We start from the raw sequence: 23,122 nt of genomic DNA, 5'->3' as shown, positions 1-23,122 counted from the left end.
CTCCGTCCCATGATCCACCGTTTACTTTCAAAAATTGATGCCCGTCGCCCTTTTAACACAGCCAGTGCGCATTGTGATATTCCATGTAAAATATATGACCCTTTCTCAGCACAACTTGCTGCACTAAGCGTGATCCGCTTTGTTGATTTACTCGACGAAATTGCAGCTAAAGACACGCACACTTTTGCTGATCAAGCACAAATAAGTCGTTTGATTGGCGAAAAAGAGACCCATGCCGAAAAAGTGAAACAAGAAGTCCGCGTAATTTGGGGTGATTATTTTAAAGCGCCTCAGTTTGAAAAATTTCCAGATACTCACGAGCTGGTTCATAAAATAATGCTGGCGGGCTCTGGCTGTAAACAGCACGTTAGTCGTGAGAAGGCAATGGAGTTACTGACATTGGTTAACGAGTTTGCCGAACGTTTTTGGGCCACTAAAGATGTGGCGACTAAAAAGGCCACATGTCCTTATCCTCCGGCTGAAGAAGTGGTATACCCAGCCTTATAAATGATCCGTCTTTTTCGCGTAACGGGACACAGCATGTCACCGACATTAGAAGACGGTGACTTTGTGTGTGCGCTCAAATGGCCTCGCCATTGGTTAAAGTTAGGCCATGTCGTAGTTGCAGACAGCGAAAAATACGGTGTTGTCGTAAAACGAATTAGCAGCGTATCTGAAGATGGGTCATTCACTTTGGTTGGAGACAATAGCGTCTATTCAGTGAGTCAGGCAGCCATGGGAGACTTCTCTGCCTCACAATTGCTAGGAAAAGTCATTTACCACGCGAAGGCGTCACGCTAACTACGGTTGAATATTTTCAATACTTAACGCAATAAACCAGCGCAATGTATTATCTGCGCATAATAGGCAAAAAGCTCGCGCTACCAACAGGTAGTGAGCGAGCTTTTACATGTCTATCTGCAACTACAATGATACCAGCAACGATGATGTAAGCGGTTGTGCCATTCGCAAGCTGTGGCAGACGCCTATTTACGTCGTCTATTATTTACGGTATTCCACTTCCACGTCGTAATCGTCTTCATCCCAGTCGTCATCGTCCAAATCATCTTCGAACTCATCATGGGCTTCCAATGTGTTCTTATGGTAGGTATCCCACTTAAACTCAACGTCTTTCTTCTCTTCTTCCTCTACAATTTCTGTAGGAAGGGTTTCGATAAAGTTCATGACATCGTTACAAAGCGGGTCTAAATTAAGCTTTTGGAAAGCTGAGATTTGATAAACAGGGCCTTCCCAACCAAGCGCATCAATAACGTGCTGACAACGCTCTTCAGCTTCGTCTTCTAATAGAAGATCCACCTTATTAAATACTAGCCAGCGAGGCTTTTCAGCCAGCTTTGGACTGTATTTTTCTAACTCTTCGATGATCGCCTTGGCATTTTCAGCTGGGTCTGATTCATCTACCGGGAAAATATCAACAATATGAAGCAATATACGGCAACGTTCTAAGTGCTTTAAGAAGCGAATACCCAAGCCCGCGCCATCGGCTGCACCTTCAATAAGACCAGGAATATCAGCCACCACAAAGCTGCGTTGTGAGTCTTGGCGTACTACACCTAAGTTAGGCACAAGGGTAGTAAACGGGTAGTCAGCCACTTTTGGTTTAGCCGCAGAAACCGAACGGATAAAGGTTGATTTACCCGCATTCGGCATACCGAGTAAGCCCACATCAGCCAACAGCATCAGTTCTAGCTTAAGGTTGCGAATTTCACCGGGCGTGCCATTGGTTTTTTGACGTGGCGCACGGTTTGTACTGCTTTTAAAGCGCGCATTACCTAAGCCGTGAAAACCACCCTGGGCAACTTTAAGCTTCTGTCCATGACGGGTTAAGTCACCCAATACTTCACCAGTATCGCAGTCAGTGGCACGCGTACCTACCGGTACCATGACCGTTAGGTCTTTACCTTTCTTACCAATACAATTGCCGCCCTGGCCATTTTGGCCGCGCTCGGCACGGTGAAAACGCTCAAAGCGATAATCGATCAATGTATTTAGGTTTTCATCGGCTTGTAAAAATACACTGCCGCCGTCACCACCGTCGCCACCATCTGGGCCACCTTTAGGTACGTATTTTTCCCGTCTAAAGCCAATGGTACCGTTGCCGCCGTCACCGGCTTCAACGCGAATTTCAGCTTCATCTACAAATTTCATTTATCACTCCGGGCTGTAATGCCGTGGGTTATTAACTTAGTCAAACTGGTACATCGTAAACGTACTACAAGTTTACACCAATTTAGGCTCAAGCGCCTTCGCATAAGCCTTTTGTTGGTCACTATGAGAAGTAAAACTTAACGCTGACTAATCCAGTTCTTCCCTACTTAGTTAAGAACAGAAAATGCGTTAAAGGTTTCACAAAACAAAAAACCCCGCTAGCGCGGGGTTTTTCTAAGCCTGTTCGGCGAGAAGCTTACGCGCTTACTCAGCTACGATGCTTACAAATTTACGGTTCTTCGGTCCTTTAACGTCGAACTGAACTTTACCGTCTTTTAGTGCAAACAACGTGTGGTCTTTACCGATACCCATGTTGTCACCAGCGTGGAAACGAGTACCACGTTGACGAACAATGATGTTACCAGCAAGAACAGATTCACCACCAAAGCGCTTAACACCTAGGCGTTTACTTTCTGAATCACGACCGTTTTTGGTACTACCACCAGCTTTTTTGTGTGCCATGTGTTCGTGCTCCTATTATGCGTTGATACCAGTGATTTTCACTTCTGTGAACCACTGACGGTGACCCGCTTGCTTACGAGAGTGCTTACGACGACGGAACTTAACGATTTTTACTTTATCGCCACGACCGTGTGTAACAACCTCAGCAGTCACCTTACCACCAGCAACGATTGGTGTGCCGATTTTTACGTCGTCACCGTTGCTTACCATTAAAACTTTGTCAAATTCAACCGTTTCGCCTGGGGCTACTTCGATTTTTTCAAGACGAACGGTTTGGCCTTCGGCCACACGGTGTTGTTTACCGCCACTTTGGAAAACCGCGTACATAGTTAACTCCGCTCTGCGTCCACTGACGCTTCAATTCAAAAAACAGGGCGCGAATTGTACGTGAAACATCCGTAAATCACAACCCCGATTCGCAGAAAAATAGATTATTTTTCCAACATGGGGAGAATTATGCCTGAAATGCGTGTTTGATGCAGCTTGAAATGGTCTAAATTAGGCAAATATTTAGTAAAAATATTAAGATGACTGCAACGTCGAATGAGAAAAGAACGATCGGGTTAAGCCTTAACAACCGGATCCGATGCAACAATGATCGCGCAGGATCGTAAATGCTTTCAAAATGATCCCTCGTTTGGGATCGGCATACGCTAATTGTCATAAATACCCCTTCATAGGATAAATTAGCGATGAATACCTATAATGGTAAAAAACAATGAGATGCGAACAGTACGTATTTCACCTAATTTTAAGCGTTGTTAGGTTAAGTTAATTGATGACAAATGCGTTAAACTGTCATTTTTTAAGACAATTTGGTGGATAGTACAAATGATTAAGGTACAATCGCCAGCAACAATTACCCATGACGTAAAGAGTAAGTATTTATTGCCATGCCTATGGATATAGACCAAATCCGCACCCTGTCGAACGATGACATGCAGGCGGTTAATCAACTGATCCAACAACAAGTCGACTCGGAAGTTGCACTTATTAATCAGCTTGGGTTTTACATAGTTAACAGTGGTGGCAAGCGTTTGCGCCCTTTACTTACCGTTTTAAGCGCACGTGCTATGGGTATCGAAAATAACGACCACCATACGCTTGCAGCCATTGTGGAATTTATTCATACCGCGACTTTACTTCACGACGACGTAGTGGATGAGTCCACCATGCGACGGGGCAGAGAAACAGCCAACGCCATTTTTGGCAATCAAGCTTCAGTGTTGGTTGGCGATTTTCTTTATACCCGTTCTTTCCAGATGATGGTGAGTCTTAAACGAATGCGCGTAATGGAAATACTGTCGGAAGCCACAAACCAAATTGCGGAAGGCGAAGTTTTGCAACTTATGAACTGCAACGACGCCAGTACGACAGAAGCCCGTTACTTTGACGTTATTTATGGCAAAACAGCACGCTTATTTGAAGCAGCTACCCAGTTAGCCGCACTCCTAACCGATCAAGATGACCATATTGAACGCGCCATGCAGGAGTATGGAAAGCACTTAGGTACTGCTTTCCAACTGGCCGATGATATTCTCGATTATATGGCTGACAGTGAAGAAATGGGCAAAAACGCGGGCGATGATTTAGCCGAAGGCAAACCTACTCTCCCCCTGCTTTACGCCATGTGGCATGCCACACAAGAAGAAGATAAAGCGCTCATTCAAGAAGCCATCGAACAAAGTAACGGCTTGCCTCATTTGGCGCGAATTCAAGGGATTATGGAAGCCACCGGCGCCCTTGATTACACCCGAGAATGTGCCCACAAAGAAGTACAAATGGCAATAGAAAGCCTGTCAGTTATTCCTGACTCTGAGTATAAAAACGCGCTTATTGCCCTTGCACACATTGCTGTTGAGCGCACAAGCTAATACTGATGTAAAAGCCATTGCCCTGTGGCTTAGCAGGGCAATTTCTACCTTTTGCTTAACCATGTAGCATAAAGCCGACTAACCCAACTAAAAAGCCGATAATTCCCCCAAGCGGTGGTAACCAATGGTTTTCCATGCGTATTTGTGGTGCGATATCCTGGAAAACCGAATATAAAATCCCGCCAGCGGCAAATAACATGATCCCACTTATTATGATTGGGTATTGCGCGAGATAGTAAAAGCCAATCAAACTGAATAAGGGGCCAAGTAACGCCATTAATGCAAACACGACAATCAGTTTTTTACTGCGGCGTTTGTTTGTTGGCAACATTTCGCGGTAGGCATTAAACCCTTCCGGTAGATTCTGTACAGCAATCAGAACACCCAGCAACAAAGTACCACCGCCCAGTGCAGCCGTAGTGCCTAACGCTATGGATTCAGGCACGAAATCGGTCACCATTGCCGCTAGTTGGCTACCTGCGGTTTTCTTCTTTGCCAGATAAATATCCAGCGCCATAAAAGCCAACGCACCACTGATAAAGCTAATTAAGGCGCTGATTATCGAAAGACCTTTTATTCCCTCAGGCACAAGTACCAATCCTACAGCAGACACAAGTGCGCCAGCACCTACAGCCAAAATACCATGACGTAACTCTTGCTCTATCCATTTCGGGTGAATGCCCTTATACGTCGCAAGCAGCGCACCCAGTGGCATGGCTAAACCGGCCAAAGTAGCAATGATAAGTAAACTTAAAATGTTACCTTGCTCCATGTGACATCAATCCTTTTTCAATAAACGGGGGCGATAACCCAAAAGAGCAGCCGATGCTGCTCTTTTTACATAATATTACTACATCAATTAGCCTATGACAGATTAGTTCAAATCGAAATCTCGCGTCATATTCTCGTTTTTATCGCGATGCACAATGATGTTGTCCTCTATGCGGATCCCGCCAAAAGGCTTGTACTGTTCTACGGTGCCCCAATTGATATATTTAGAAGCCGGCGTGGCTTTTAAATCACGCAACAAGCTGTCGATAAAATATAACCCGGGCTCAATAGTAAATACCTGACGCGGCTCGACAATTCTAGTACAGCGCAGGAAAGGATGGTCCTCCGGTGCGGGTTTAGGTGTGCCTCTGTCATCATTCACTAAGCCCCCCACATCGTGTACCTGCAAGCCAAGGAAGTGGCCGATACCGTGAGGGAAAAATGTGCGTGTAATTCCCATTTCTACAATTTCTGGCGCGGTGAGATTGACGATACCCGCATCGTGAAGGATTTGGGCAATACCGTCGTGTGCCAGCAGGTGAAGATCAGTGTAAGCCACTCCTGGCTTAAGGCCATCCACCAGAGTCAGGGTGACTTTATCTACCGCTTTAATCAGGTCGTTAAACAGCGATGAATGTTGGCAGTAGGTACGTGTAATATCAGCGGCATAACCGTGATAGTTGGCACCAGCGTCGATTAAAAATGAGCGAGACTCGTCGGGTGCTACAGTGTCGCACTGCATATAGTGCAATATAGCCGCATGCTCGTTTAGCGCCACAATACTGGTATAAGGTACGTCATTGTCGCCCTGACGACATGCTGATGCATAGGCTAAATTGATATCAAACTCGCTTTTGCCTTCGCGGAAAGCGTGCTCAGCAGCTTTGTGCCCTGCCACTGCCAACTTATTCGCTTCGCGCATACATTCCAATTCATAGTCGGTTTTATACGCACGTTGATAGTGTAAATAGTGCAATACCCTATCAGGGTTCACATTCTCAAAGCCCAGCGCTTTAGCCACTTCAATATACTCGCCAATATACGCATAGCGGTGCTTGTCATAGGGCAGAAGCTTTTCAACTGCATCGGCTTGTTGCAGCATTTTAATATCGAAACAGTCAGTCCAAAAGGCGTTTGGCTCTGGTGGTACCTTATGCCAGAAGTCTTCCGGGCGATAAAAAATAAGGGTTGGCTTATCTACACCGTTAACTACCAGCCAGCAATTTGGGTTGTCGATAACGGGTACCCAAGCTTTAAATTGTGGATTAACTTTAAACGGATAGTGATTATCGTCTAAAAATAAACGCTTAGCCTGGCCTGAGTGAATAACCAGACCGTCCAGTCCTTCCCGTTGTAGTGCTTCACGGGTGCGTGCCTGGAGTTCTTCAATATGCTGTTGGTAAGTTGCAGTATGTTGCGACATAGCCCCTCTTATCTTTGTAATCGTTAGATGGTTTGCCTGATATACCCAGTGTATCACGAGGTGGTGAATTCGTGCATCGTACTAATCAATACTGCACGCGCTGTACAGTACATCTATCGCAAATCACCACAAGCACGCAGAAAATACATGCGTGTGGTATGCGTTTAACAATAGCGGCCTTATTTGGCCCACACTTATTCAGCGTGGAGCCAGCTGAAGCATACCGGTTTGCGGATGGGTACTGACCGCATCGGCAGAGGGGATCAAATCGCGGGTTAACTGAGGGAAAATATTTTCATTCCCCCCCAACTGCTGGTCGTAAATATGCTGATAGGCCATAACCGCTTTCACATAGGCGCGGGTTTCTTTGTAAGGAATGTTTTCAATCCAGATATCTACGGGCAATGCTTCATTAACGGGTAACCACTCTAATACTTTGCGCCACCCAGCATTATAAGATGCCGACACTAACACTGGATTATTATTGAGTTTATCCATGAGGTAGCGCAGGTATTGCACCCCGTAATCAATGTTTTCATCGGCTTGAAATAATGCATTTCGCGTCACCTTTTCTTGTGCAACATACCTGGCCGTGCCAGGCATCAATTGCATCAGTCCGGTCGCGCCCACCGGTGATATGGCGTCGGTTCTAAACGAACTTTCTCGACGGGCAATGGCCATGGCAAACGATTTAGAAATGTTGTGTGCTTGCGATTTTTCACTAAAGACTTCACTGAACGCCAGCGGAAAACGCCGCTCTACATCATCCCAATAGCCACTGCGCGCGAAGCTATTGATGGCTTGGTCATATAACCCCCACTCGTAGGCCAGAATACCCGCGTCGGTTACCCAGTCTTCGGGAATGTGCGACAACAAGTAATACCACTCACGTCGCGCATCTGTATTGCGGTCGAGTCGAAAAAGCTCTACTGCACGCAGGGTCGCGGGCGTTTTTCGAACATTGGCCAATGTTTCTATGTTTGTAGGTGCTGGAGTGTGCGCCAGTGAGGGAATTTCTCCTATATGGGCGCTGGCCATAAAACCATAATAATGGCGTTCTTGAGAAAGCTCTTTATACAGCACTGTAGCCTGCATTGTATGACCAAGCATTTCCAATGCACGCGCTTTCCAATAGCGATAATTTTCCTCTTGTTGCAGATGTGCTGGCGCATTGTCGATAACCGCAACCACTTCCTGCCACTTCTGAGTACGCAAAAGGTGGGCGATATGCCACAGTTTTACGTCTTCATCGGCACCGTCGGCGTCAGCCTTTTCTAACCATTCGTGGGCTTGGGGCAATCTGTCCAAAGTATAACTTAACGCAATCGCCCGCTTGGCCATGTGTTGTTGTGCTGGAGACAAAATGCCTTTATCGACATAACGCTGGTACACTTTTGCGGCCAGCACAGGTTTACGCCACGCCAACTTTTCAAGCGCCCATACTATGATCTCAGCCTCTTTGTCTGGGTATTTAAGGGGAAACAACGCCGTTCGGTTAACCCGAGAGACATCGCGAGTAACAGCCAGCCATGCATCGGCAATGTACTGTAAATCACCCGGCAGCTGCCTTTTAAGGTATGAGATAATACTTCTATTTCCCTCTTTGGCAGCAATTTCGATACGCTGAACCACCCTATCGGGCGTCATCATGCCGGCCTTTTTCCATTTAACAAACAATGGATCGCATTCGTCAGGTTGAGACTGTCCATGAAGCCATAACGCGTCGACCTCTGGCAGAACAGTAGCCGCACTCTCACCTTGGTTAAGCCTGTAATTGAGTGAGATACAAGTGAGTTTGGCACCCATACCCGGGCGATAATCTTCCAGAAATGTTTGCTGATGACCGTGGCGTGACAAATAGTTGAGCCATTGATAACGCAGCCCGTAACTCACCGGTTGTTCGCTGTAATCATCGAGAAACTGTTTGATTTCTCGCTTCGTTTTTAGCGACATCGTGCGCTCTATTTTCAAGCGCAACAAGTAAGGATAAAGGGGATAATGCGCCAGAGCGTAAATGTCTGCGTCTAAATCATTTACGCGCCGTCTTGAATAAGTGCGGAGCTTTTTTTCTATCGCGAGGTACTGCTGCCGATCGTCTTTGAATACATCGGCCGGTAAATTAAGTGGCTGGTAAGTAGTAGCCATAGCTGGCAGCGCCAGCGCCGTAACAAGCACCAGCCAACTTGAGTAACATTGACGTGCAAGCGTAAACGCCATATGAGAAAAACGAGAAAAACGCTTGCGGGAACACGGTAAAACTTTTGTACCAGACACAATAAAACTCCTACCCTTTTCCACTCGAATACGCTTGAATACAGTGGGCGTAAGCTAATCAGCCAGAACGAGTGGGTTGTAAAATGTTGCTTAAAAGCAGCATCAACCATTGAAAATATTCCGCCTTGCTCGCCAAAGTGGCTTTACACATTGCGACATTTTCAACCCGGCTCCTTGCCATATGAAGATGTTGTGCCAGCTGACGTTATCTATGCTTTACACACATTAACGACGTGATTGTAGATTATTCTTATGCTGGATTGGCGCTTTGCGTCAATAACGCTCATTATACAACCACCAGTGTCGAAATGAAGCTTGAATTCGATATTTGCACTTGAATTTAAGTCATCCGACCACTACCTTAGACAAATTGAAACAGCTGTTTGAATTTTTCGTTGAAATTTTGTGTGGCTTTGTAAAGAATTTAGCCACCCTAACGCGTTAGTGAAAGCATACGACCCTACACACTAGTTGGATTACTTCACTAACATCCTGGCCAATGCCGAAGGAGATGATAATGATATACACAGGCAAAAGTCTTTCCGTCAGCCTGTTAGAAGACGGCTTTGCTGAGCTGGTATTCGACGCCCAAGGTTCAGTAAACAAGTTCGACCGCCAAACGGTAACTGAACTTGACGAAGCAACACAAGCCCTACTTGCTAAAGGCGACATTAAAGGCTTAGTAGTACGCAGTGCAAAACCTGCATTTATCGTAGGTGCTGATATCACCGAGTTCACTGGCCTATTCGCCATGGACGATGCAGAAGTACTACAGTGGGTTGCCAATACGTCTCAAGTATTCGACCGCTTCGAAGACCTACCTTTCCCAACCATCGCTGCAGTTAACGGCTTCGCTCTAGGTGGCGGCTGTGAAATGGCATTGGCGTGTGACATGCGTATTGCTGACACGACCGCTTCTATTGGTTTACCAGAAGTTAAACTAGGCCTAATGCCAGGGTTTGGTGGTACGGTTCGTTTACCTCGCCTGATTGGTGCAGACAACGCCCTTGAGTGGATGACCACTGGCCGCGACAGAAAAGGCGCGAAAGCCCTGGCTGAAGGCGCGGTTGATGCCGTAGTAGCACCAGAAGCATTGGTTGAAGGTGCGCTTTCAATGGTGAAAGACGCAGCACAAGGCAAATTTGATTGGCAAGCACGTCGTGCGGTTAAGAAAGCCCCACTACAGCTGAACAAAAACGAAGCTATGATGAGCTTCTCTACTGCCCAAGCTATGGTATTTGCACAAGCAGGCAAACACTACCCAGCTCCACACAAAATGGTTGAGACGGTTCAAAAAGCAGCAGGCCTAGATCGTGAAGGCGCACTTAAGCTTGAAAACGAAGGCTTTGTTGCCCTTGCGAAAACCGACGCAGCGAAAGCACAGATTGGTATTTTCCTTGCCGACCAACTTGTTAAAGGTAAAGGTAAGAAGCAAGCGAAAGCCAGCACCAAAGAAATTAAACTGAATGCCGTACTAGGTGCCGGCATTATGGGCGGTGGTATTGCCTACCAAAGCGCCGTGAAAGGCACGCCGGTTATCATGAAAGACATCAACCAAGGTGCACTTGACCTTGGCCTTTCAGAAGCGGCGAAAATTCTTGGTAAAGGCATGCAGCGCGGTAAAGTAGACGCGGCCAAAATGGCGCAAACACTTAACGCTATCACGCCTACCCTTGAGTACAGCACACTAAAAGATGCAGACCTTGTTATTGAAGCGGTTGTAGAAAACCCGAAAGTAAAAGGTATTGTACTTAAAGAAGTTGAAGAGAACGTAGCTGACGACGCTATCATCTGTTCAAACACCTCGACTATCTCTATCAACCAGCTAGCAGAAAGCCTAGACAAGCCAGAGCGCTTCTGTGGTATGCACTTCTTTAACCCAGTGCACCGCATGCCGTTAGTTGAAATTATTCGTGGCGAAAAAACCTCTGAAGAAACCATCAATGCAGTAGTCGCCGCTACCCTTAAAATGGGCAAAACCCCCATTGTGGTTAACGACTGCCCAGGATTTTTGGTAAACCGCGTATTGTTCCCGTACTTTGCGGGCTTCAGTAAGCTTCTTATCGACGGCGCAGACTTTGTAGCGGTTGATAAAGTAATGGAAAAAATCTATGGCTGGCCTATGGGCCCTGCTTACCTAATGGACGTTGTAGGTATCGACACAGGCGATCACGCAGCAGACGTTATGGCTGCAGGTATTCCAGAGCGTATGGCTCGCCTAGACAACGACCCGGTAACTCTTTTCTACAAAGAAGAGCGTTTAGGTCAGAAGAACGGTAAAGGTTTCTACAACTACGGTGTTGATAAGCGCGGTAAGCCGTCTAAAACACCTGCTGAAGAAGCCTACGCACTAATGGCGCCACACGTAGCTGAAAAGACAGACTTTGAAGCCGACGACATTATTGCACGCCTTATGATCCCTATGGCAAACGAAGCAATTCGCTGTCTGGAAGAAGGCATTGTAGATAGCGCAGCTGAAGCAGATATGGCGCTACTTTACGGCTTAGGTTTCCCTCCATTCCGCGGTGGTATTTTCCGTTGGATTGAAACCATTGGCTTGGCGAACTTTGTTGCTATGGCAGACAAGTACGCTGAACTTGGTCCTATTTATCAGATCTCAGACGGCGTTCGTGAAATGGCCGCTTCTGGTAAATCCTATTTCGCATAAGACCCGGAGGAAAAACTAATGAAAGAAGTGGTCGTAATCGATTGCGTACGTACCCCTATGGGTCGTTCAAAAAACGGTGTTTTCAGAAATGTGCGTGCAGAAGACCTATCTGCTGCGCTAATGACCGCGCTACTAGAGCGTAACCCTGGCGTAAATCCAGCAGAAATTGAAGACATCATTTGGGGCTGTGTTCAGCAAACAAAAGAACAAGGCTTCAACATTGCGCGTAACGCGCAACTGCTTACCAAAATTCCTCGTACCACAGGTGCGGTAACGGTTAACCGTTTATGTGGTTCATCAATGCAAGCCCTTCACGATGCTGCCAGCGGCATTATGACTGGCCGCGGCGATATTTACATGATTGGTGGTGTTGAGCACATGGGTCACGTACCCATGAACTTCAACGTAGACTTCCACCCCGGCCTAGCCAAGTACACGGCGAAGGCGTCGGGTATGATGGGTATGACTGCCGAGCTACTTGGCCGTCAAAACGGTATTACCCGCGAGCAACAAGACGCTTTCGGCGCGCGTTCGCACCAGCTAGCACACAAAGCACACCTTGAAGGCCGTTGGGCTAACGAGATTGTGCCTGTAGAAGGTCACGATGCTAACGGCGTATTAAAGCTGATTGACTACGATGAAGTAGTACGCCCAGAAAGTACAGCAGAGAGCATGGCGGCACTTCGTCCAGTGTTCGACCCAGTAAACGGTACAGTGACTGCGGGTACGTCTTCGGCGCTGTCTGACGGTGCATCTGCCATGCTACTTATGTCGGCAGAGCGCGCGAAAGCACTTGGCTTAACGCCACGCGCGAAAATTCGCTCAATGGCGGTGGCAGGTTGTGATGCGGCAATTATGGGCTACGGCCCAGTGCCAGCAACACAAAAAGCCCTTAAGCGCGCCGGCCTAACTATGGACGACATTGAACTTGCCGAGTTCAACGAAGCGTTCGCGGCACAGGCACTATCGTGCATTAAGCAGCTAGGCTGGATGGATCAAATGGATAGCAAAGTTAACCTTAACGGTGGTGCTATTGCACTTGGCCACCCGCTAGGTTGTTCTGGTTCGCGTATCTCAGGTACGCTAATTAACCTAATGGAATCACAAGACGTTAGCCTAGGCCTAGCGACTATGTGTATTGGTTTAGGCCAGGGTATTGCTACTGTATTCGAGCGTGTATAACCGCTTCACTAAGCATTTGAATTAGCGCTTAAATAGCTAAATTTGAAAAGGGCCTTCGGGCCCTTTTTTGTTGCAGCTCATATTTAAAATCAAAAAGCTAAATTAGAAAGTGGACTGACTACACCATTAGCCCCTTGTTGAAGTATATGGGTATAGATTTGAGTAGTTCTAACATCGGCATGACCTAGTTGGTCTTGTACCGTTCTGATATCAGCTCCTGACTGCAGCAAATGCGTAGCGAACGAATGACGAAGCGTGTGTGGGGTAACATGCTTGATTATCCCCGCATCACTGGAGGCTCGACTTACCGCGCGCTGTATCTGTTTTTCATCGATATGATGTCGTCGCAACAACTTGCTTTCAGGATCGGTACTGAGTTTTGCGGATGGAAACAAGTACTGCCACTCTAAGGTTTTATTGCGCTGTTGATATTTTTTCCTCAACCCGTGCGGGATCCAAGCACCAGCAAAGTCTGGTACTAATAAATCCCTCTGTAAGAGATTTTCACTTTCACTAATATGGTTCTTCAAAAGAGGAATTAATGATTCTGATAACGTCACCACACGATGTTTGCCACCCTTACCAAACCAAATACGTACGCATTTATAGTCGAAGTCGATATCTCCTGCTCTAAGACGAACACATTCCATAAGTCGCAGGCCGCTGCCATATAACAACGCTACCGCCAAATAGTGATGCGTGGGCACTCTTCCAAGTAATGCCTTTACCTCAAGTTGAGTTAATACAACGGGTAATTTTCGTTCCCTGCCACTCCCCACAAAGTTCATGTCTGCTGGTAACGGTTGTTCTAAATATTTGTTATAGAGAAAAACTAATGCGTTTAGCGCAGTGGCTTGCGTAGAGCGGGCATTCTTGCGCTTAGTAGACAGGTGCGTAAGGTATGCCTCAACATGCAACACGTCTAAATCTTTCGGGTGCTGAAAGTTATGAAAACGAATGTAGTCTGAAATCCAATTTATATAAGTTTGTATGGTACGTTTTGCATAGCGTTTAAGCATCATGTGCTCGTACAAAGATTTGATAAACTGAGATTTCATGGTCGACTCCGAAATAAAAGAAGTCTATTTAAAAAATGGCAACGAAATAACTGACCATACCGCCTGTTTTGTTGCTGAAGTATTCACGAAATACCCCAAAACCACCTGCAACCCGATTTGGTGTTTTTAATTTTTGAGCAAAATACACCTAAAACGTATTTTACTAACGCATGCTATAGGTTATGGTTTAAACATGTTTAAAACCAAACGGACAAATACCCCGTTCTGGTTCGTTAATTCGCCCCGTTTAGGGAACGATTAAATTGTTAGGTAGCAGCATGGAATTCGACACTATAAGAAATTTGGAATTAGAGCTAAATGATCTTGCTACCCGAAAAAACAAGCAACGTCTGGAAGTTTTAATAGCCGATGAATTCGAGGAAGTCGGAAAATCAGGCAAGAGGTTTTCTAAATCGGATATTATCAACGAACTGGTCAACGAAGAATCAGTTGCTTTTTCAGCCCATGATTTTAGCTTTGTTGTACTAGCCAAAGACTGTGTTTTGGTTAAGTATCTGACCACAATAAATCAACAAAGTGCGTATCGGTGTTCTATATGGAAAAAATCACAAAACAATTGGCAAATTCAATATCACCAAGGCACTCCGATTAAACATGCTACCTAACAAAACGCTAAACTCGTTCCCTTCGGTCACTGGGACACAAACGCGGCGCGCCTTCGGCATTATAGCGCCACGTCCGTGCCCGTTAGCTTAGCGTTATGCGATTGGTGGAACATGGATAAAAAACTAGAACGTTCCAATGCAGACAAAGTCTTAAGAAGACTTACAAACAAAATCAAGCCACTTGGCTTTAAGCGAACTAAGCCAACGTTCTGGGTCAGAGAACGAGAGCATTTGGTCCAATTCATTCATATACACAAATATACTTTTGGCCCTTTTTTTAGAATTCATACATGTATTAGGCCATTAAACTCTAGCTTGGAATTTGTTGCGCTATTTGGTCCCATCGAACAAGAGCTCGATCCAGCAGCAAAATTTGAATACACGGAAGAGGCTAGCTCTTTGGAGGATTGCGCATTGGCTATGTCTCAATTTATCTCAACATTTTCCGAAGAGTGGTATTCAACTCTTGGTACCTCAACAGCATTACTTAGCTCTAAATCAGTATTAGACACACAAGAAAAAATGTCGCTTCAAGAGTCGTTAGATGGCAAAGTAAATACATTCAACATTGAAAGAACGAGGTTGTTATTAAAAATCGCATAACAAAAAAATTAAGTCACTCACTTCGTTCGTTGGGACGCATACACGTGGGCTGCTTCGCATTTTAGCCCACATGTCTGCGCCCCTTATTTAAAAGTTATGTGCTAAAGAGAATGCTTAGATGGATCTATTTTTTGCAAATCTGGTAACAATTGTATTCTTCATTACAGGGTATAAGCTCATCGAAAAAGCAATTTTTCCAATGCCCTCCACTCTGCTGAAAATTGCACTCTATTCCCTTTTGATCTTCTGCTGTTTAGGCATTGCTTCGATTCTTTTTGCAATTGCTATCGGACTCTGGTTACCAGATACATACCCAGTCACTTTTTCATACAAAGCGCTGTTTATTTGTCCTATTATTACCATCTACTTTTTATTTAAAATGATGCGAAACAAAAGGCTTCTTTCTGCACGCACATAACAAGCGCATTAACACTCGCTGCGCTCGCCAGGGACAAAAATACGTAGGCTCCCTGCGCTTCGCTTGGTATTGTAGCCTACGTATTTTTGCCCGTTATGCGGGTGTTATATGCCAAAGGAATACGGACATTATCTGGTTTAAAAAACTCAAAAGCCCTCACGTACCTTTAGGCATTCCAATAGAAGATGGATTGGCTATATTAAAAAAGATTGGCAGCCCTGTCTTTTTTGAGTCCGAAGAGGAAAGGCAATATAAAGTTTCAAATGCAGCTTACAATGTAGCTATTTATGAAACGAATGGCATTGTTTCAAGTGCTTGGTACGACGATCCCATTGGAAGGTCTTGGAACCTTGGGAAACAGAAAAAAGTAAATCTATACCTTTCTCGCTACGACAATATCAGTAACTGGGAAGCTAGGCTCAATAATGGATATATTCAGTTCTATTTTAACGATACGCTTGGATTGAGCATGTCTTATGGATTACACAAAGATGTCATCAGGTTTAATAAACAAGGCATATAACAACCCAATAAACTCACTCACTACGTTCGCTGGGACGCATACACGTGGGGCGGCTGCGCCATTATGCCCCACATGTCTGCGCCCGTTATTGGAAAGTTAGCTATTGTGGTGAACATGCTATTTTCATTTGCTATTTTTTTACTCTATTTGTCGCCAATTGCCTTTGTATTCCTTTACTCAAAATATGAATATCAGCATTCATTAGCGACCAGTTTTAAAAGGTGGAGAAACTCCAAGATAATTGGCATTGTTTTCTTTACTGTGTTGACCTTTTTCATAATTACAACGGAAGGGACTAGCTGGAGATTATCAACTTATTGGTATTTGCTATGGGAACCAGGTTTAAGTATTAGCCTTATCGTATTTTCCAAACCTGCCAGTGAAATTATAGAAGGCTTTTCGTCACTAGATTATTTCGGCGAGGACTTTGGGCATATTTTAGGGTGGTTCGGCCTTTTATCCGTATCATGTGTACTTGGGGTTGAAGTTTTAAGGCATAGCTAACAAACGCATTAACACTCGCTTCGCTCGCTAGGGACAAAAACACGTAGGCTCCCTTCGCTTCGCTCTGTATTATAGCCTACGTATTTTTGCCCGTTATGCGGGCCGTTATAAGGCGTCAGCCTAAACTTCGTTTGGCTTTATAAAAATCTCAGTGCAACCACCCTCACCTGTTTTCATTAGCATCGCTTTGGCTTGTGGTAGGTTTAAATCCGCCGCTTTCAATTCAAAGGTGGTGCAATAGGCGCTTTACCTTCAACCTTTTATTTTCAGCCAGCAAGCGCCATTACACTCGACAGCTCAGATGGCGGCTAGCTTCTGCCAAATCAAAAACATTACTGCACAGTCGTTTCGCTTGTTTGTGTTAACAATCAATCGTATGCTGGCTTCATTAGTTTTTTAAAAAGACCAAAGGAACTGGCTCTGCTTCTAACAAAGCGCTAAAGTCCACTCCCTTCGGTCGCTCGGACGCATTTACGCGGGGCGGCTTCGCCATTATGCCCCACGCAACTGCGCCGCTTAGCTTAATGTTAGCCATTCATGGAGAGAAAAATTGTGCGTAGCTACATCATAATTATAGTCCTGATTTTGTCACATCCCGTTTTTGCTCAGGATAGTTTGTTGATCGAAAATGTTACAATCGTTTCATCACATCTTCAGATGCCTTTAAAAAATGTTAATGTTCTTATTTCTGAAGGGCGTATAAAAGAAATATCGTCTTCTAAGATTGTCTTACCATCTGTTGGTAAGATATTAGATGGACAAGAGTTATATTTAGCCCCAGGAATAATGGACAGCCATGTTCACGTCTCATCAGTTCCCGGCATGGGCTTTGGAGTGGAGCCAGTAGCACAAAGAAACGGTACTCTCTCTGAGAAATATTATAGGCAACAACCATATAGTTTTTTGTATTATGGTGTTACTCAGGTCCTTGATCCGAATCCTGGTCTTCAATGGCCGAAATTCACTTCATCTCCAGTTCATCCTGATTATTATCGATGCGAAGTAATTACTTCTATTGATACATTCCCTATGGTAGAAAAGACTGACCCACTCTCCAAAACAATGTTTTCTTACATAGTGGAAGAAGGCGTTGCTGATACGACGGTAAACTCTCCTGAACAAATTATTGAGCGCATTAGTGCATCTGGCGCTTCTTGTATAAAAGTATACTTTGAAGATGGCTATGGGGATGAAAGTCAGTGGCCGTTGTTGTCTGACGATACCCTGAAACGTATTCGAGAATCTGCATTACAACATAAGCTACCTCTGGTAGCGCATGCCAATGCATTGGATATGTATCAAAGAGCTATTGATGCAGATGTGGATGTAATTGCGCACGGGCTTTGGAATTGGGGGGAGTTTTCGCGTGAAACTGAAGTATCCAAAACAATGCATGGCGTGCTTAACCAGTTAATGAACAAAAGCATTGGTTACATGCCAACCCAAAGAGTAATTGCCGGACTAGGTGAACTCATGTTGCATAACTCACATGGTGTTCCTGAATTTAGTAAGGTAACGCCCAAAGAATTACTTGAGTGGTATAAGCAACCTTCAGCACAATGGTTTAAAGAAGAATTACGCGCAGGATTTGACGGACTACCCGACGAGGTTATTGCTCGAATCTTTTTAAAAGATCGGATGGGGAAAGGTGACAAAATTCTACAAACCCTCACCGAGGCAGGCTATCCGCTGTTATTAGGTTCCGATTTTCCGGGAAGTCCTAGTTTTTCCAACCAGCCTGGTTTAACAACTTTCCTTGAGATGAAAGCAATGGCAGACGCCGGCGTATCTTTAGTTGCAATACTTGCAGCTGCGACCAGTAATAATGCGCGACAATTTAATATTGATAAAGATTACGGAACGGTTGAAGTTGGTAAGGTTGCAAATTTACTTTTGCTAAAACAAAACCCTTTAACTACCGTGGATGCTTGGAGCAATATCCACCAAGTTATCTTACATGGGGAAGTTTTTAATCGAGCAGATTTTGCCGCAGATACTATGGCTAACAAAGCATTGCAGCGGACAAGCCGCTGAATGCGGTGTTATGTGCTAAAGGGAACTAAAGAATAAAGAGATGTTTCAAAACTCTTACTTAAACTGCCTAGTTTTAATCGCTCCAGTTATCCCGATAATGATGGCTGTTCAAAACATCGCATATCTACTTTGGCTTCCTCTTGGCCTTTTAGCATCTTGGGCAATCGTCACTACCAACAGAGAACTCAAACTTACATTTACAAATTCAAAAAAGTTGTGGGTACGTATTGCTAGTTGCATTGTCTTGAGCCTCGGAATATTGTTGTTTACGAGCACCATTATAGCCTTCGTCTTTTACATCATATTTTCGTCTGTTGTAGCTCTAAATTATGAGCACTACTACAAGGAATTAGGTGAACGCACATAACAAAACACTAAAGGCGCTCGCGCTGCTCGCTGGGACGCTTACACATGGGCTGCGTCACTTCGTTCCTAATTTTAGCCCATGTATTATCGCCCCTTAGTGGGGTGTTAGCTGCCAAAGAGGAAAATAGTGAATTCATCGGAAGAACAATTTCAAACATTAATTGCCCACGTAGAAGTGCGCTGCAATAAAATGTTACAGGAAAACAATTACATTTTGCCTATTGGTCTATTAGTAAATTCGGAAGACAAAGTAGAAGTCGTTACTGCCACTTTGGAAATATCCGATCAAATCCAAGAACTTGTGAATCATATTCAAACTGGAGTAACCGAAAAAGTTAATGCTGGGTGTTTTAAAGCAAGTTGCATGGCCTATCCGGATTACGAAAACTCTGTTGTTGTCGCTCTTTTGGAAAATTCAGATAATTATTGTGCTACGGTAAACATACCGGTAGTTACGGAGCCACAGACTAAATTGGTAGCATCAGACAGTGAGGTCTTAGATGGTAAGTGTTACATTTTTCCAATCAAACAAGGCAGCTAACAAAACGCTCAAGTCGCTTCCCGCTGCGCGGGCTGCTGGGACAAATATACAATGCGGCTTCGCGATTATCGCATTGTACATTTGCCCCTTAGCTTAGTGTTAGTTGCCAAATGGAAGAGCCGTCGTGACATACATAACCATCCAAGAAGAAGTGAATAGTTGGTGGAGAGGTCTTCTTCAACCCTCTGTGCTCAATCTGATGGCATATGTTGAATCACTTGCGGGGTTGGAATTTACAACTTTTCACTATGTTCAGTGTACTGATGAATTGGATGTGAAAGGTACTTTTCAAGGATATCGCATCAACATCTGCATGGAATGGGGAGGAAAGATATCCCTAACTTGCGACTCAGATCTCCCGGTACCGCTTGTCTCCGCATTGGAGAAGCACCTGAGTTCATATAAATATGTCGGCGCGCGAGCAGGAAGTTTGGCGGCAGAACGTTTTAAAAGGTTGGCAAAACATGGCAACTAACAAACCGCAGCAATCGCTCCCGTTGGTCGCTGGGACAGCCAAAACGCTGCGCTTATTTGTCTGCCCCTGTGCGGGGCGTTAGGCACTACAAGGAATGTGTTTTGAGTAAAATCGCAATAATTACTGGTGCTAGTCGAGGAATTGGTGCCACAACAGCCCTCACTCTCGCAAGGAGGGGTTATAAAGTCTGTGTGAATTATCTTTCTAACAGCAAGGCCGCTGCCAGTGTCTGCGCTTCAGTAAATGAAATTGGCGGGATTGCTATTAGTTTTCAAGCTGATGTTTCCAAAGAAGCAGAAGTTAAAGACTTATACCGTTATGTAAATACAGAATTGGGTACTGTGACACACCTGGTCAACAACGTAGGTATTCTCTTTACGAAAACAGACTTTGCTCAAATCAGCGCTGAACGCTTTAGCAAAGTGCTAAATACGAATGTTTTAAGTGCTTTTCTTTGCTCAAAAGAGTTCGTCACACAAAGGGGCGATCATGGGGCCATTGTCAATGTGTCTTCCGCCGCCGCCAGAACAGGCTCCCCTTTTGAATATCTTGATTATGCTAGCTCAAAGGGCGCATTGGATACATTTACTAAAGGCTTATCGCTGGAACTGGCTTCAAAAAACATAAGAGTTAATGGTGTCCGTCCTGGTTTCATTAATACAGACATTCATGCTAATGGCGGCGAGCCTGATAGAGTTAAACGCCTAAGCCCGCAAATACCTTTAGGGCGAGGTGGTTCTACTCAAGAAGTAGCGAATGCTATTGTGTGGCTACTTTCAGACGAAGCGTCCTATATAACTGGTTCATTTATCGATATCGCAGGTGGGAAGTAGTGCCTAACAAAACGCTATTGTCACTCACTTCGTTCGCTGGGACGCAAACACATGGGCGCTTCGCGATTATCGCCCATGTGTCTGCGCCCCAAAGCTAAGCGTTAGAATTACAAGGATGATTATGAGGTTTTTTCTTTTACTTTTAATAAGCACATTATTTGGATGTGCATCACCGCCGAAAACTATCAGCGATTTTAAGAGTGGCGAGTATACTGTCAGGACACTTTGTTCAAACTTCTCTGTTGAAGAGACACATAAGCTATTACTAAACAAGATTGCTCAATGCTATCAAAGCTCGGGAGAAACCCTTGTTCCAGCTGGAAATATGTTAATTCCTATCGGGCACTCAACATATGTAGAGTCATCAGTCTTAGATGATGACACTCGTCAGATAGCAACTGCTGTTGAGGCAAGCTGGAATAGGTTTTATCAACAGCTTGTAGAAATTGGCCCTAGCGAAAGCTGCTCTTCAAATGTCTATGTTTATGAATTCACGTCCGCATGGGAAAGACATACTCAAAGAATTCGAGATTGGTTGGATGGCAAGGAAGTATCGGGTTGTGGAGTTTGGTAATTCTAACAATCTGCTGTAGTCGCTCGCAGGCTCGCTGGGACGCAAACACATGGGCTGCGTCGCTTCGCTCCTAATTTTAGCCCATGTGTTTCCGCCCCTAAGCAGGGTGTTGGTATGACTCCCTTTGTCAACCCTGAACGAGCACTTCCCTGACACTCTTCCAGCCCATAATTAGTTGTCTTTATCACTCAAAATAAATGTGCTAACGCACCGGATGAGGCAGTAATGTCGTCGGTTATCATGCTGGTATTCGTGGATTATTCATTAACTATAATGAACAGCGCCTACCTTACTCACTCCGCCGTGGTCACCTTCTCATCAGTCTATGTTCGTGGTTCAATCACGGTTAAGTGACTGCCATCATAACGCCCTCGTAGGTTGTGCCACATTCCGCGGCCTGACCCGAATGCGTTAGCTCAAACTCGTTTATCATGCAGGTACTCGGCTCAATCTTAGTTTTGGATTAACCGGTGTAAGTACCACTTCTTTTGCGATAGCCCAGATGTATGCAGCCATTTCCCTAGCAATCGCGGTAATGATCAAGTTGTAGTGTTTACCCTTTTTACTCATGCGCTGATAGCGCTTGCACAGACGTAGCTGTGCTTTCCATGCAATATCGACGATGTCTTTAGGTAAGCCTTCCTGCCTCAATTGTAATTCGGTAGAGACATTTGCCGGATAACGATAGCTGTGCGCCCCCTCAATCAGTAAACGCCTTGCTCGACCATTTCCCGCTTTAGTAATGGCTCCTAAGTGTCGCTTTCCACCTGATGATTGCTCACTGGGTACTAAGCCCAGATAAGCCATGAGTTTTCTGGGATGGTCGAAGCGGTTTAAATCGCCAAGCTCTGCTACCACGCCAACAGCAACGAGTAATCGAACGCCTCGCATCGCCTGAACGGCTTTCACTACCGGATAATAACGCCATTGGTGCACATGATGGGTTAACTCATTGTCGAGCCTTTCTAGTCGCCGGATACGTTCTTCTATGGTTTGCAATTGTTCTTGTAAGACAATTTGCTGGGCAGGATGAGGCAAAATCAGTTCAGTGAGCCAGCGAAGGTGCTTCTTCGACCAGTTGGCAGTGCCTTCATAACGAATGTTGTTACGCAGTAGTAAGGCTTTAAGCTGGTACTTCGCTTCTTTTAAATCCTTCATTGCTGCTTCTCGGGCTCGTGATAAATCCCGAACAGCTTCATCTTCCGGCTCAGGCACATAGATAGGTGTAAGGTCTTCAGACTTTAGAGACCTAACGAGTTTTAGCGCATCTCGACGGTCAGTTTTAATTCGCTCCCCTGGCTTTTTCGGGATAAGAGACGGTGCCACAACATAGCAACAGTGTCCCAAGCTCGTTATCAGACGATAAATCCAATAACCACAAGGGCCTGCCTCATAAACAACGTGAAGTGTTGCACCAGGATATTTAGATTCAAACTGGCGAATAAGCTTTTTGACACTGACCTTAGAGGAGGGAATACGACCATAATGAACGGGCGACGCGCCACGCTGTTCTTCACAATAAGCAACGTCGTGAAACTCTTTATGCGTATCCAATCCGATAAAAATCATGCTATGTTTGTTCATGCTAGCCTCCAAATTGATTTAGTATTGAACAAACTAATAATGGACTCCGGCCGGCGCTCCGGTGGCTGAAAAGTTAACCCACGAAAATGCGGGGGCTAGC

At 45.0% G+C, this 23,122-nt stretch carries 22 protein-coding genes; 14 read left to right on the top strand and 8 right to left on the bottom strand.

The features are described from left to right. The first annotated feature begins 9 nt into the window (after positions 1-9). Both sodN and ACMCM8_RS01270 read left to right on the top strand, forming a co-directional pair. Positions 10-507, top strand: a complete 498-nt coding sequence (gene sodN / locus ACMCM8_RS01275) for a superoxide dismutase, Ni (protein WP_412724671.1) — start codon at positions 10-12, stop codon at positions 505-507. After that, entirely contained in the window at positions 508-801 is a 294-nt protein-coding gene (locus tag ACMCM8_RS01270) for a S24/S26 family peptidase (RefSeq protein WP_412724669.1), read from the top strand. A 201-nt stretch (positions 802-1,002) separates the two neighbouring features. On the opposite strand, the gene cgtA is transcribed toward ACMCM8_RS01270, so the two are convergent. The 3 genes from cgtA to rplU all read right to left on the bottom strand — a co-directional run bounded on the left by cgtA (position 1,003) and on the right by rplU (position 3,018). After that, a complete protein-coding gene (cgtA, locus tag ACMCM8_RS01265) occupies positions 1,003-2,169 on the bottom strand; it encodes an Obg family GTPase CgtA (RefSeq protein ID WP_412724667.1) in 1,167 nt (388 codons plus the stop codon). 264 nt (positions 2,170-2,433) lie between these two features. Beyond that, on the bottom strand, positions 2,434-2,691 hold the full coding sequence (gene rpmA / locus ACMCM8_RS01260) for a 50S ribosomal protein L27 (RefSeq protein WP_012517170.1): 258 nt from the start codon (positions 2,689-2,691) through the stop codon (positions 2,434-2,436). Positions 2,692-2,706: 15 nt separating this feature from the next. Continuing rightward, positions 2,707-3,018 carry a 50S ribosomal protein L21 gene (gene rplU, locus ACMCM8_RS01255; RefSeq protein ID WP_012517169.1) on the bottom strand — a complete coding sequence of 104 codons (312 nt, stop codon included), beginning with the start codon at positions 3,016-3,018 and terminating at the stop codon, positions 2,707-2,709. Between the two features lie 572 nt (positions 3,019-3,590). Here rplU and ispB point away from each other — a divergent pair. Continuing rightward, on the top strand, positions 3,591-4,565 hold the full coding sequence (gene ispB / locus ACMCM8_RS01250; RefSeq protein WP_412724665.1) for an octaprenyl diphosphate synthase: 975 nt from the start codon (positions 3,591-3,593) through the stop codon (positions 4,563-4,565). A gap of 55 nt (positions 4,566-4,620) precedes the next feature. Here ispB and ACMCM8_RS01245 read toward each other — a convergent pair whose 3' ends face one another. From ACMCM8_RS01245 to ACMCM8_RS01235, 3 genes are all read right to left on the bottom strand, one after another. Then, positions 4,621-5,337, bottom strand: a complete 717-nt coding sequence (locus ACMCM8_RS01245) for a ZIP family metal transporter (RefSeq protein WP_412724663.1) — start codon at positions 5,335-5,337, stop codon at positions 4,621-4,623. Positions 5,338-5,439: 102 nt separating this feature from the next. Beyond that, on the bottom strand, positions 5,440-6,759 hold the full coding sequence (gene pepQ / locus ACMCM8_RS01240) for a Xaa-Pro dipeptidase (RefSeq protein WP_412724661.1): 1,320 nt from the start codon (positions 6,757-6,759) through the stop codon (positions 5,440-5,442). Between the two features lie 198 nt (positions 6,760-6,957). Beyond that, positions 6,958-9,033 carry a transglycosylase SLT domain-containing protein gene (locus tag ACMCM8_RS01235; protein WP_412724659.1) on the bottom strand — a complete coding sequence of 692 codons (2,076 nt, stop codon included), beginning with the start codon at positions 9,031-9,033 and terminating at the stop codon, positions 6,958-6,960. Between the two features lie 517 nt (positions 9,034-9,550). On the opposite strand from ACMCM8_RS01235, the gene fadB reads away from it, so the two are divergent. Together fadB and fadA are read left to right on the top strand one after the other, a co-directional pair. Then, a complete protein-coding gene (gene fadB / locus ACMCM8_RS01230) occupies positions 9,551-11,701 on the top strand; it encodes a fatty acid oxidation complex subunit alpha FadB (protein ID WP_412724657.1) in 2,151 nt (716 codons plus the stop codon). Positions 11,702-11,719: 18 nt separating this feature from the next. Further along, positions 11,720-12,883, top strand: coding sequence for an acetyl-CoA C-acyltransferase FadA (gene fadA / locus ACMCM8_RS01225; RefSeq protein WP_412724655.1), 1,164 nt, complete (start codon positions 11,720-11,722; stop codon positions 12,881-12,883). 89 nt (positions 12,884-12,972) lie between these two features. Here fadA and ACMCM8_RS01220 read toward each other — a convergent pair whose 3' ends face one another. Then, positions 12,973-13,941, bottom strand: coding sequence for an integron integrase (locus tag ACMCM8_RS01220; RefSeq protein WP_412724653.1), 969 nt, complete (start codon positions 13,939-13,941; stop codon positions 12,973-12,975). A gap of 278 nt (positions 13,942-14,219) precedes the next feature. On the opposite strand from ACMCM8_RS01220, the gene ACMCM8_RS01215 reads away from it, so the two are divergent. From ACMCM8_RS01215 to ACMCM8_RS01175, 9 genes are all read left to right on the top strand, one after another. After that, complete coding sequence (locus tag ACMCM8_RS01215) at positions 14,220-14,567, top strand: DUF4440 domain-containing protein (protein ID WP_202263409.1); 348 nt, start codon at positions 14,220-14,222, stop codon at positions 14,565-14,567. Between the two features lie 111 nt (positions 14,568-14,678). Continuing rightward, positions 14,679-15,170 carry a hypothetical protein gene (locus ACMCM8_RS01210; protein WP_412724651.1) on the top strand — a complete coding sequence of 164 codons (492 nt, stop codon included), beginning with the start codon at positions 14,679-14,681 and terminating at the stop codon, positions 15,168-15,170. Between the two features lie 118 nt (positions 15,171-15,288). Continuing rightward, on the top strand, positions 15,289-15,588 hold the full coding sequence (locus ACMCM8_RS01205) for a hypothetical protein (protein WP_412724649.1): 300 nt from the start codon (positions 15,289-15,291) through the stop codon (positions 15,586-15,588). A 190-nt stretch (positions 15,589-15,778) separates the two neighbouring features. Beyond that, positions 15,779-16,111 carry a hypothetical protein gene (locus ACMCM8_RS01200; RefSeq protein ID WP_412724647.1) on the top strand — a complete coding sequence of 111 codons (333 nt, stop codon included), beginning with the start codon at positions 15,779-15,781 and terminating at the stop codon, positions 16,109-16,111. Between the two features lie 1,041 nt (positions 16,112-17,152). Beyond that, positions 17,153-18,649, top strand: a complete 1,497-nt coding sequence (locus ACMCM8_RS01195) for an amidohydrolase family protein (RefSeq protein ID WP_412724645.1) — start codon at positions 17,153-17,155, stop codon at positions 18,647-18,649. Positions 18,650-19,142: 493 nt separating this feature from the next. Beyond that, complete coding sequence (locus ACMCM8_RS01190) at positions 19,143-19,556, top strand: hypothetical protein (RefSeq protein WP_412724643.1); 414 nt, start codon at positions 19,143-19,145, stop codon at positions 19,554-19,556. A gap of 124 nt (positions 19,557-19,680) precedes the next feature. Beyond that, positions 19,681-20,031, top strand: a complete 351-nt coding sequence (locus ACMCM8_RS01185) for a hypothetical protein (RefSeq protein WP_412724641.1) — start codon at positions 19,681-19,683, stop codon at positions 20,029-20,031. A 101-nt stretch (positions 20,032-20,132) separates the two neighbouring features. Beyond that, positions 20,133-20,864 carry an SDR family oxidoreductase gene (locus tag ACMCM8_RS01180; protein ID WP_412724639.1) on the top strand — a complete coding sequence of 244 codons (732 nt, stop codon included), beginning with the start codon at positions 20,133-20,135 and terminating at the stop codon, positions 20,862-20,864. A 121-nt stretch (positions 20,865-20,985) separates the two neighbouring features. Then, a complete protein-coding gene (locus ACMCM8_RS01175; protein WP_039230958.1) occupies positions 20,986-21,438 on the top strand; it encodes a hypothetical protein in 453 nt (150 codons plus the stop codon). A 429-nt stretch (positions 21,439-21,867) separates the two neighbouring features. On the opposite strand, the gene ACMCM8_RS01170 is transcribed toward ACMCM8_RS01175, so the two are convergent. Next, positions 21,868-23,022, bottom strand: coding sequence for an IS110 family transposase (locus tag ACMCM8_RS01170; protein ID WP_412724631.1), 1,155 nt, complete (start codon positions 23,020-23,022; stop codon positions 21,868-21,870). Between the last annotated feature and the right edge of the window lie 100 nt (positions 23,023-23,122).

The organism is Alteromonas sp. D210916BOD_24 (assembly GCF_047159385.1).
In the GTDB taxonomy this organism is placed as follows: Bacteria; Pseudomonadota; Gammaproteobacteria; order Enterobacterales; family Alteromonadaceae; genus Alteromonas.
Note: the sequence above shows the minus strand (reverse complement) of the source record. Positions and strands in the feature narration are given on the sequence as shown.

Bases quoted from the DNA above. Each gene is read 5' to 3' on its own strand.
- sodN (WP_412724671.1), top strand. From the start codon at position 10: ATGATCCACCGTTTACTTTCAAAAATTGATGCCCGTCGCCCTTTTAAC.
- ACMCM8_RS01270 (WP_412724669.1), top strand. From the start codon at position 508: ATGATCCGTCTTTTTCGCGTAACGGGACACAGCATGTCACCGACATTA.
- cgtA (WP_412724667.1), bottom strand. From the start codon at position 2,169: ATGAAATTTGTAGATGAAGCTGAAATTCGCGTTGAAGCCGGTGACGGC.
- rpmA (WP_012517170.1), bottom strand. From the start codon at position 2,691: ATGGCACACAAAAAAGCTGGTGGTAGTACCAAAAACGGTCGTGATTCA.
- rplU (WP_012517169.1), bottom strand. From the start codon at position 3,018: ATGTACGCGGTTTTCCAAAGTGGCGGTAAACAACACCGTGTGGCCGAA.
- ispB (WP_412724665.1), top strand. From the start codon at position 3,591: ATGGATATAGACCAAATCCGCACCCTGTCGAACGATGACATGCAGGCG.
- ACMCM8_RS01245 (WP_412724663.1), bottom strand. From the start codon at position 5,337: ATGGAGCAAGGTAACATTTTAAGTTTACTTATCATTGCTACTTTGGCC.
- pepQ (WP_412724661.1), bottom strand. From the start codon at position 6,759: ATGTCGCAACATACTGCAACTTACCAACAGCATATTGAAGAACTCCAG.
- fadB (WP_412724657.1), top strand. From the start codon at position 9,551: ATGATATACACAGGCAAAAGTCTTTCCGTCAGCCTGTTAGAAGACGGC.
- fadA (WP_412724655.1), top strand. From the start codon at position 11,720: ATGAAAGAAGTGGTCGTAATCGATTGCGTACGTACCCCTATGGGTCGT.
- ACMCM8_RS01220 (WP_412724653.1), bottom strand. From the start codon at position 13,941: ATGAAATCTCAGTTTATCAAATCTTTGTACGAGCACATGATGCTTAAA.
- ACMCM8_RS01215 (WP_202263409.1), top strand. From the start codon at position 14,220: ATGGAATTCGACACTATAAGAAATTTGGAATTAGAGCTAAATGATCTT.
- ACMCM8_RS01210 (WP_412724651.1), top strand. From the start codon at position 14,679: ATGGATAAAAAACTAGAACGTTCCAATGCAGACAAAGTCTTAAGAAGA.
- ACMCM8_RS01205 (WP_412724649.1), top strand. From the start codon at position 15,289: ATGGATCTATTTTTTGCAAATCTGGTAACAATTGTATTCTTCATTACA.
- ACMCM8_RS01195 (WP_412724645.1), top strand. From the start codon at position 17,153: ATGGAGAGAAAAATTGTGCGTAGCTACATCATAATTATAGTCCTGATT.
- ACMCM8_RS01175 (WP_039230958.1), top strand. From the start codon at position 20,986: ATGAGGTTTTTTCTTTTACTTTTAATAAGCACATTATTTGGATGTGCA.
- ACMCM8_RS01170 (WP_412724631.1), bottom strand. From the start codon at position 23,022: ATGAACAAACATAGCATGATTTTTATCGGATTGGATACGCATAAAGAG.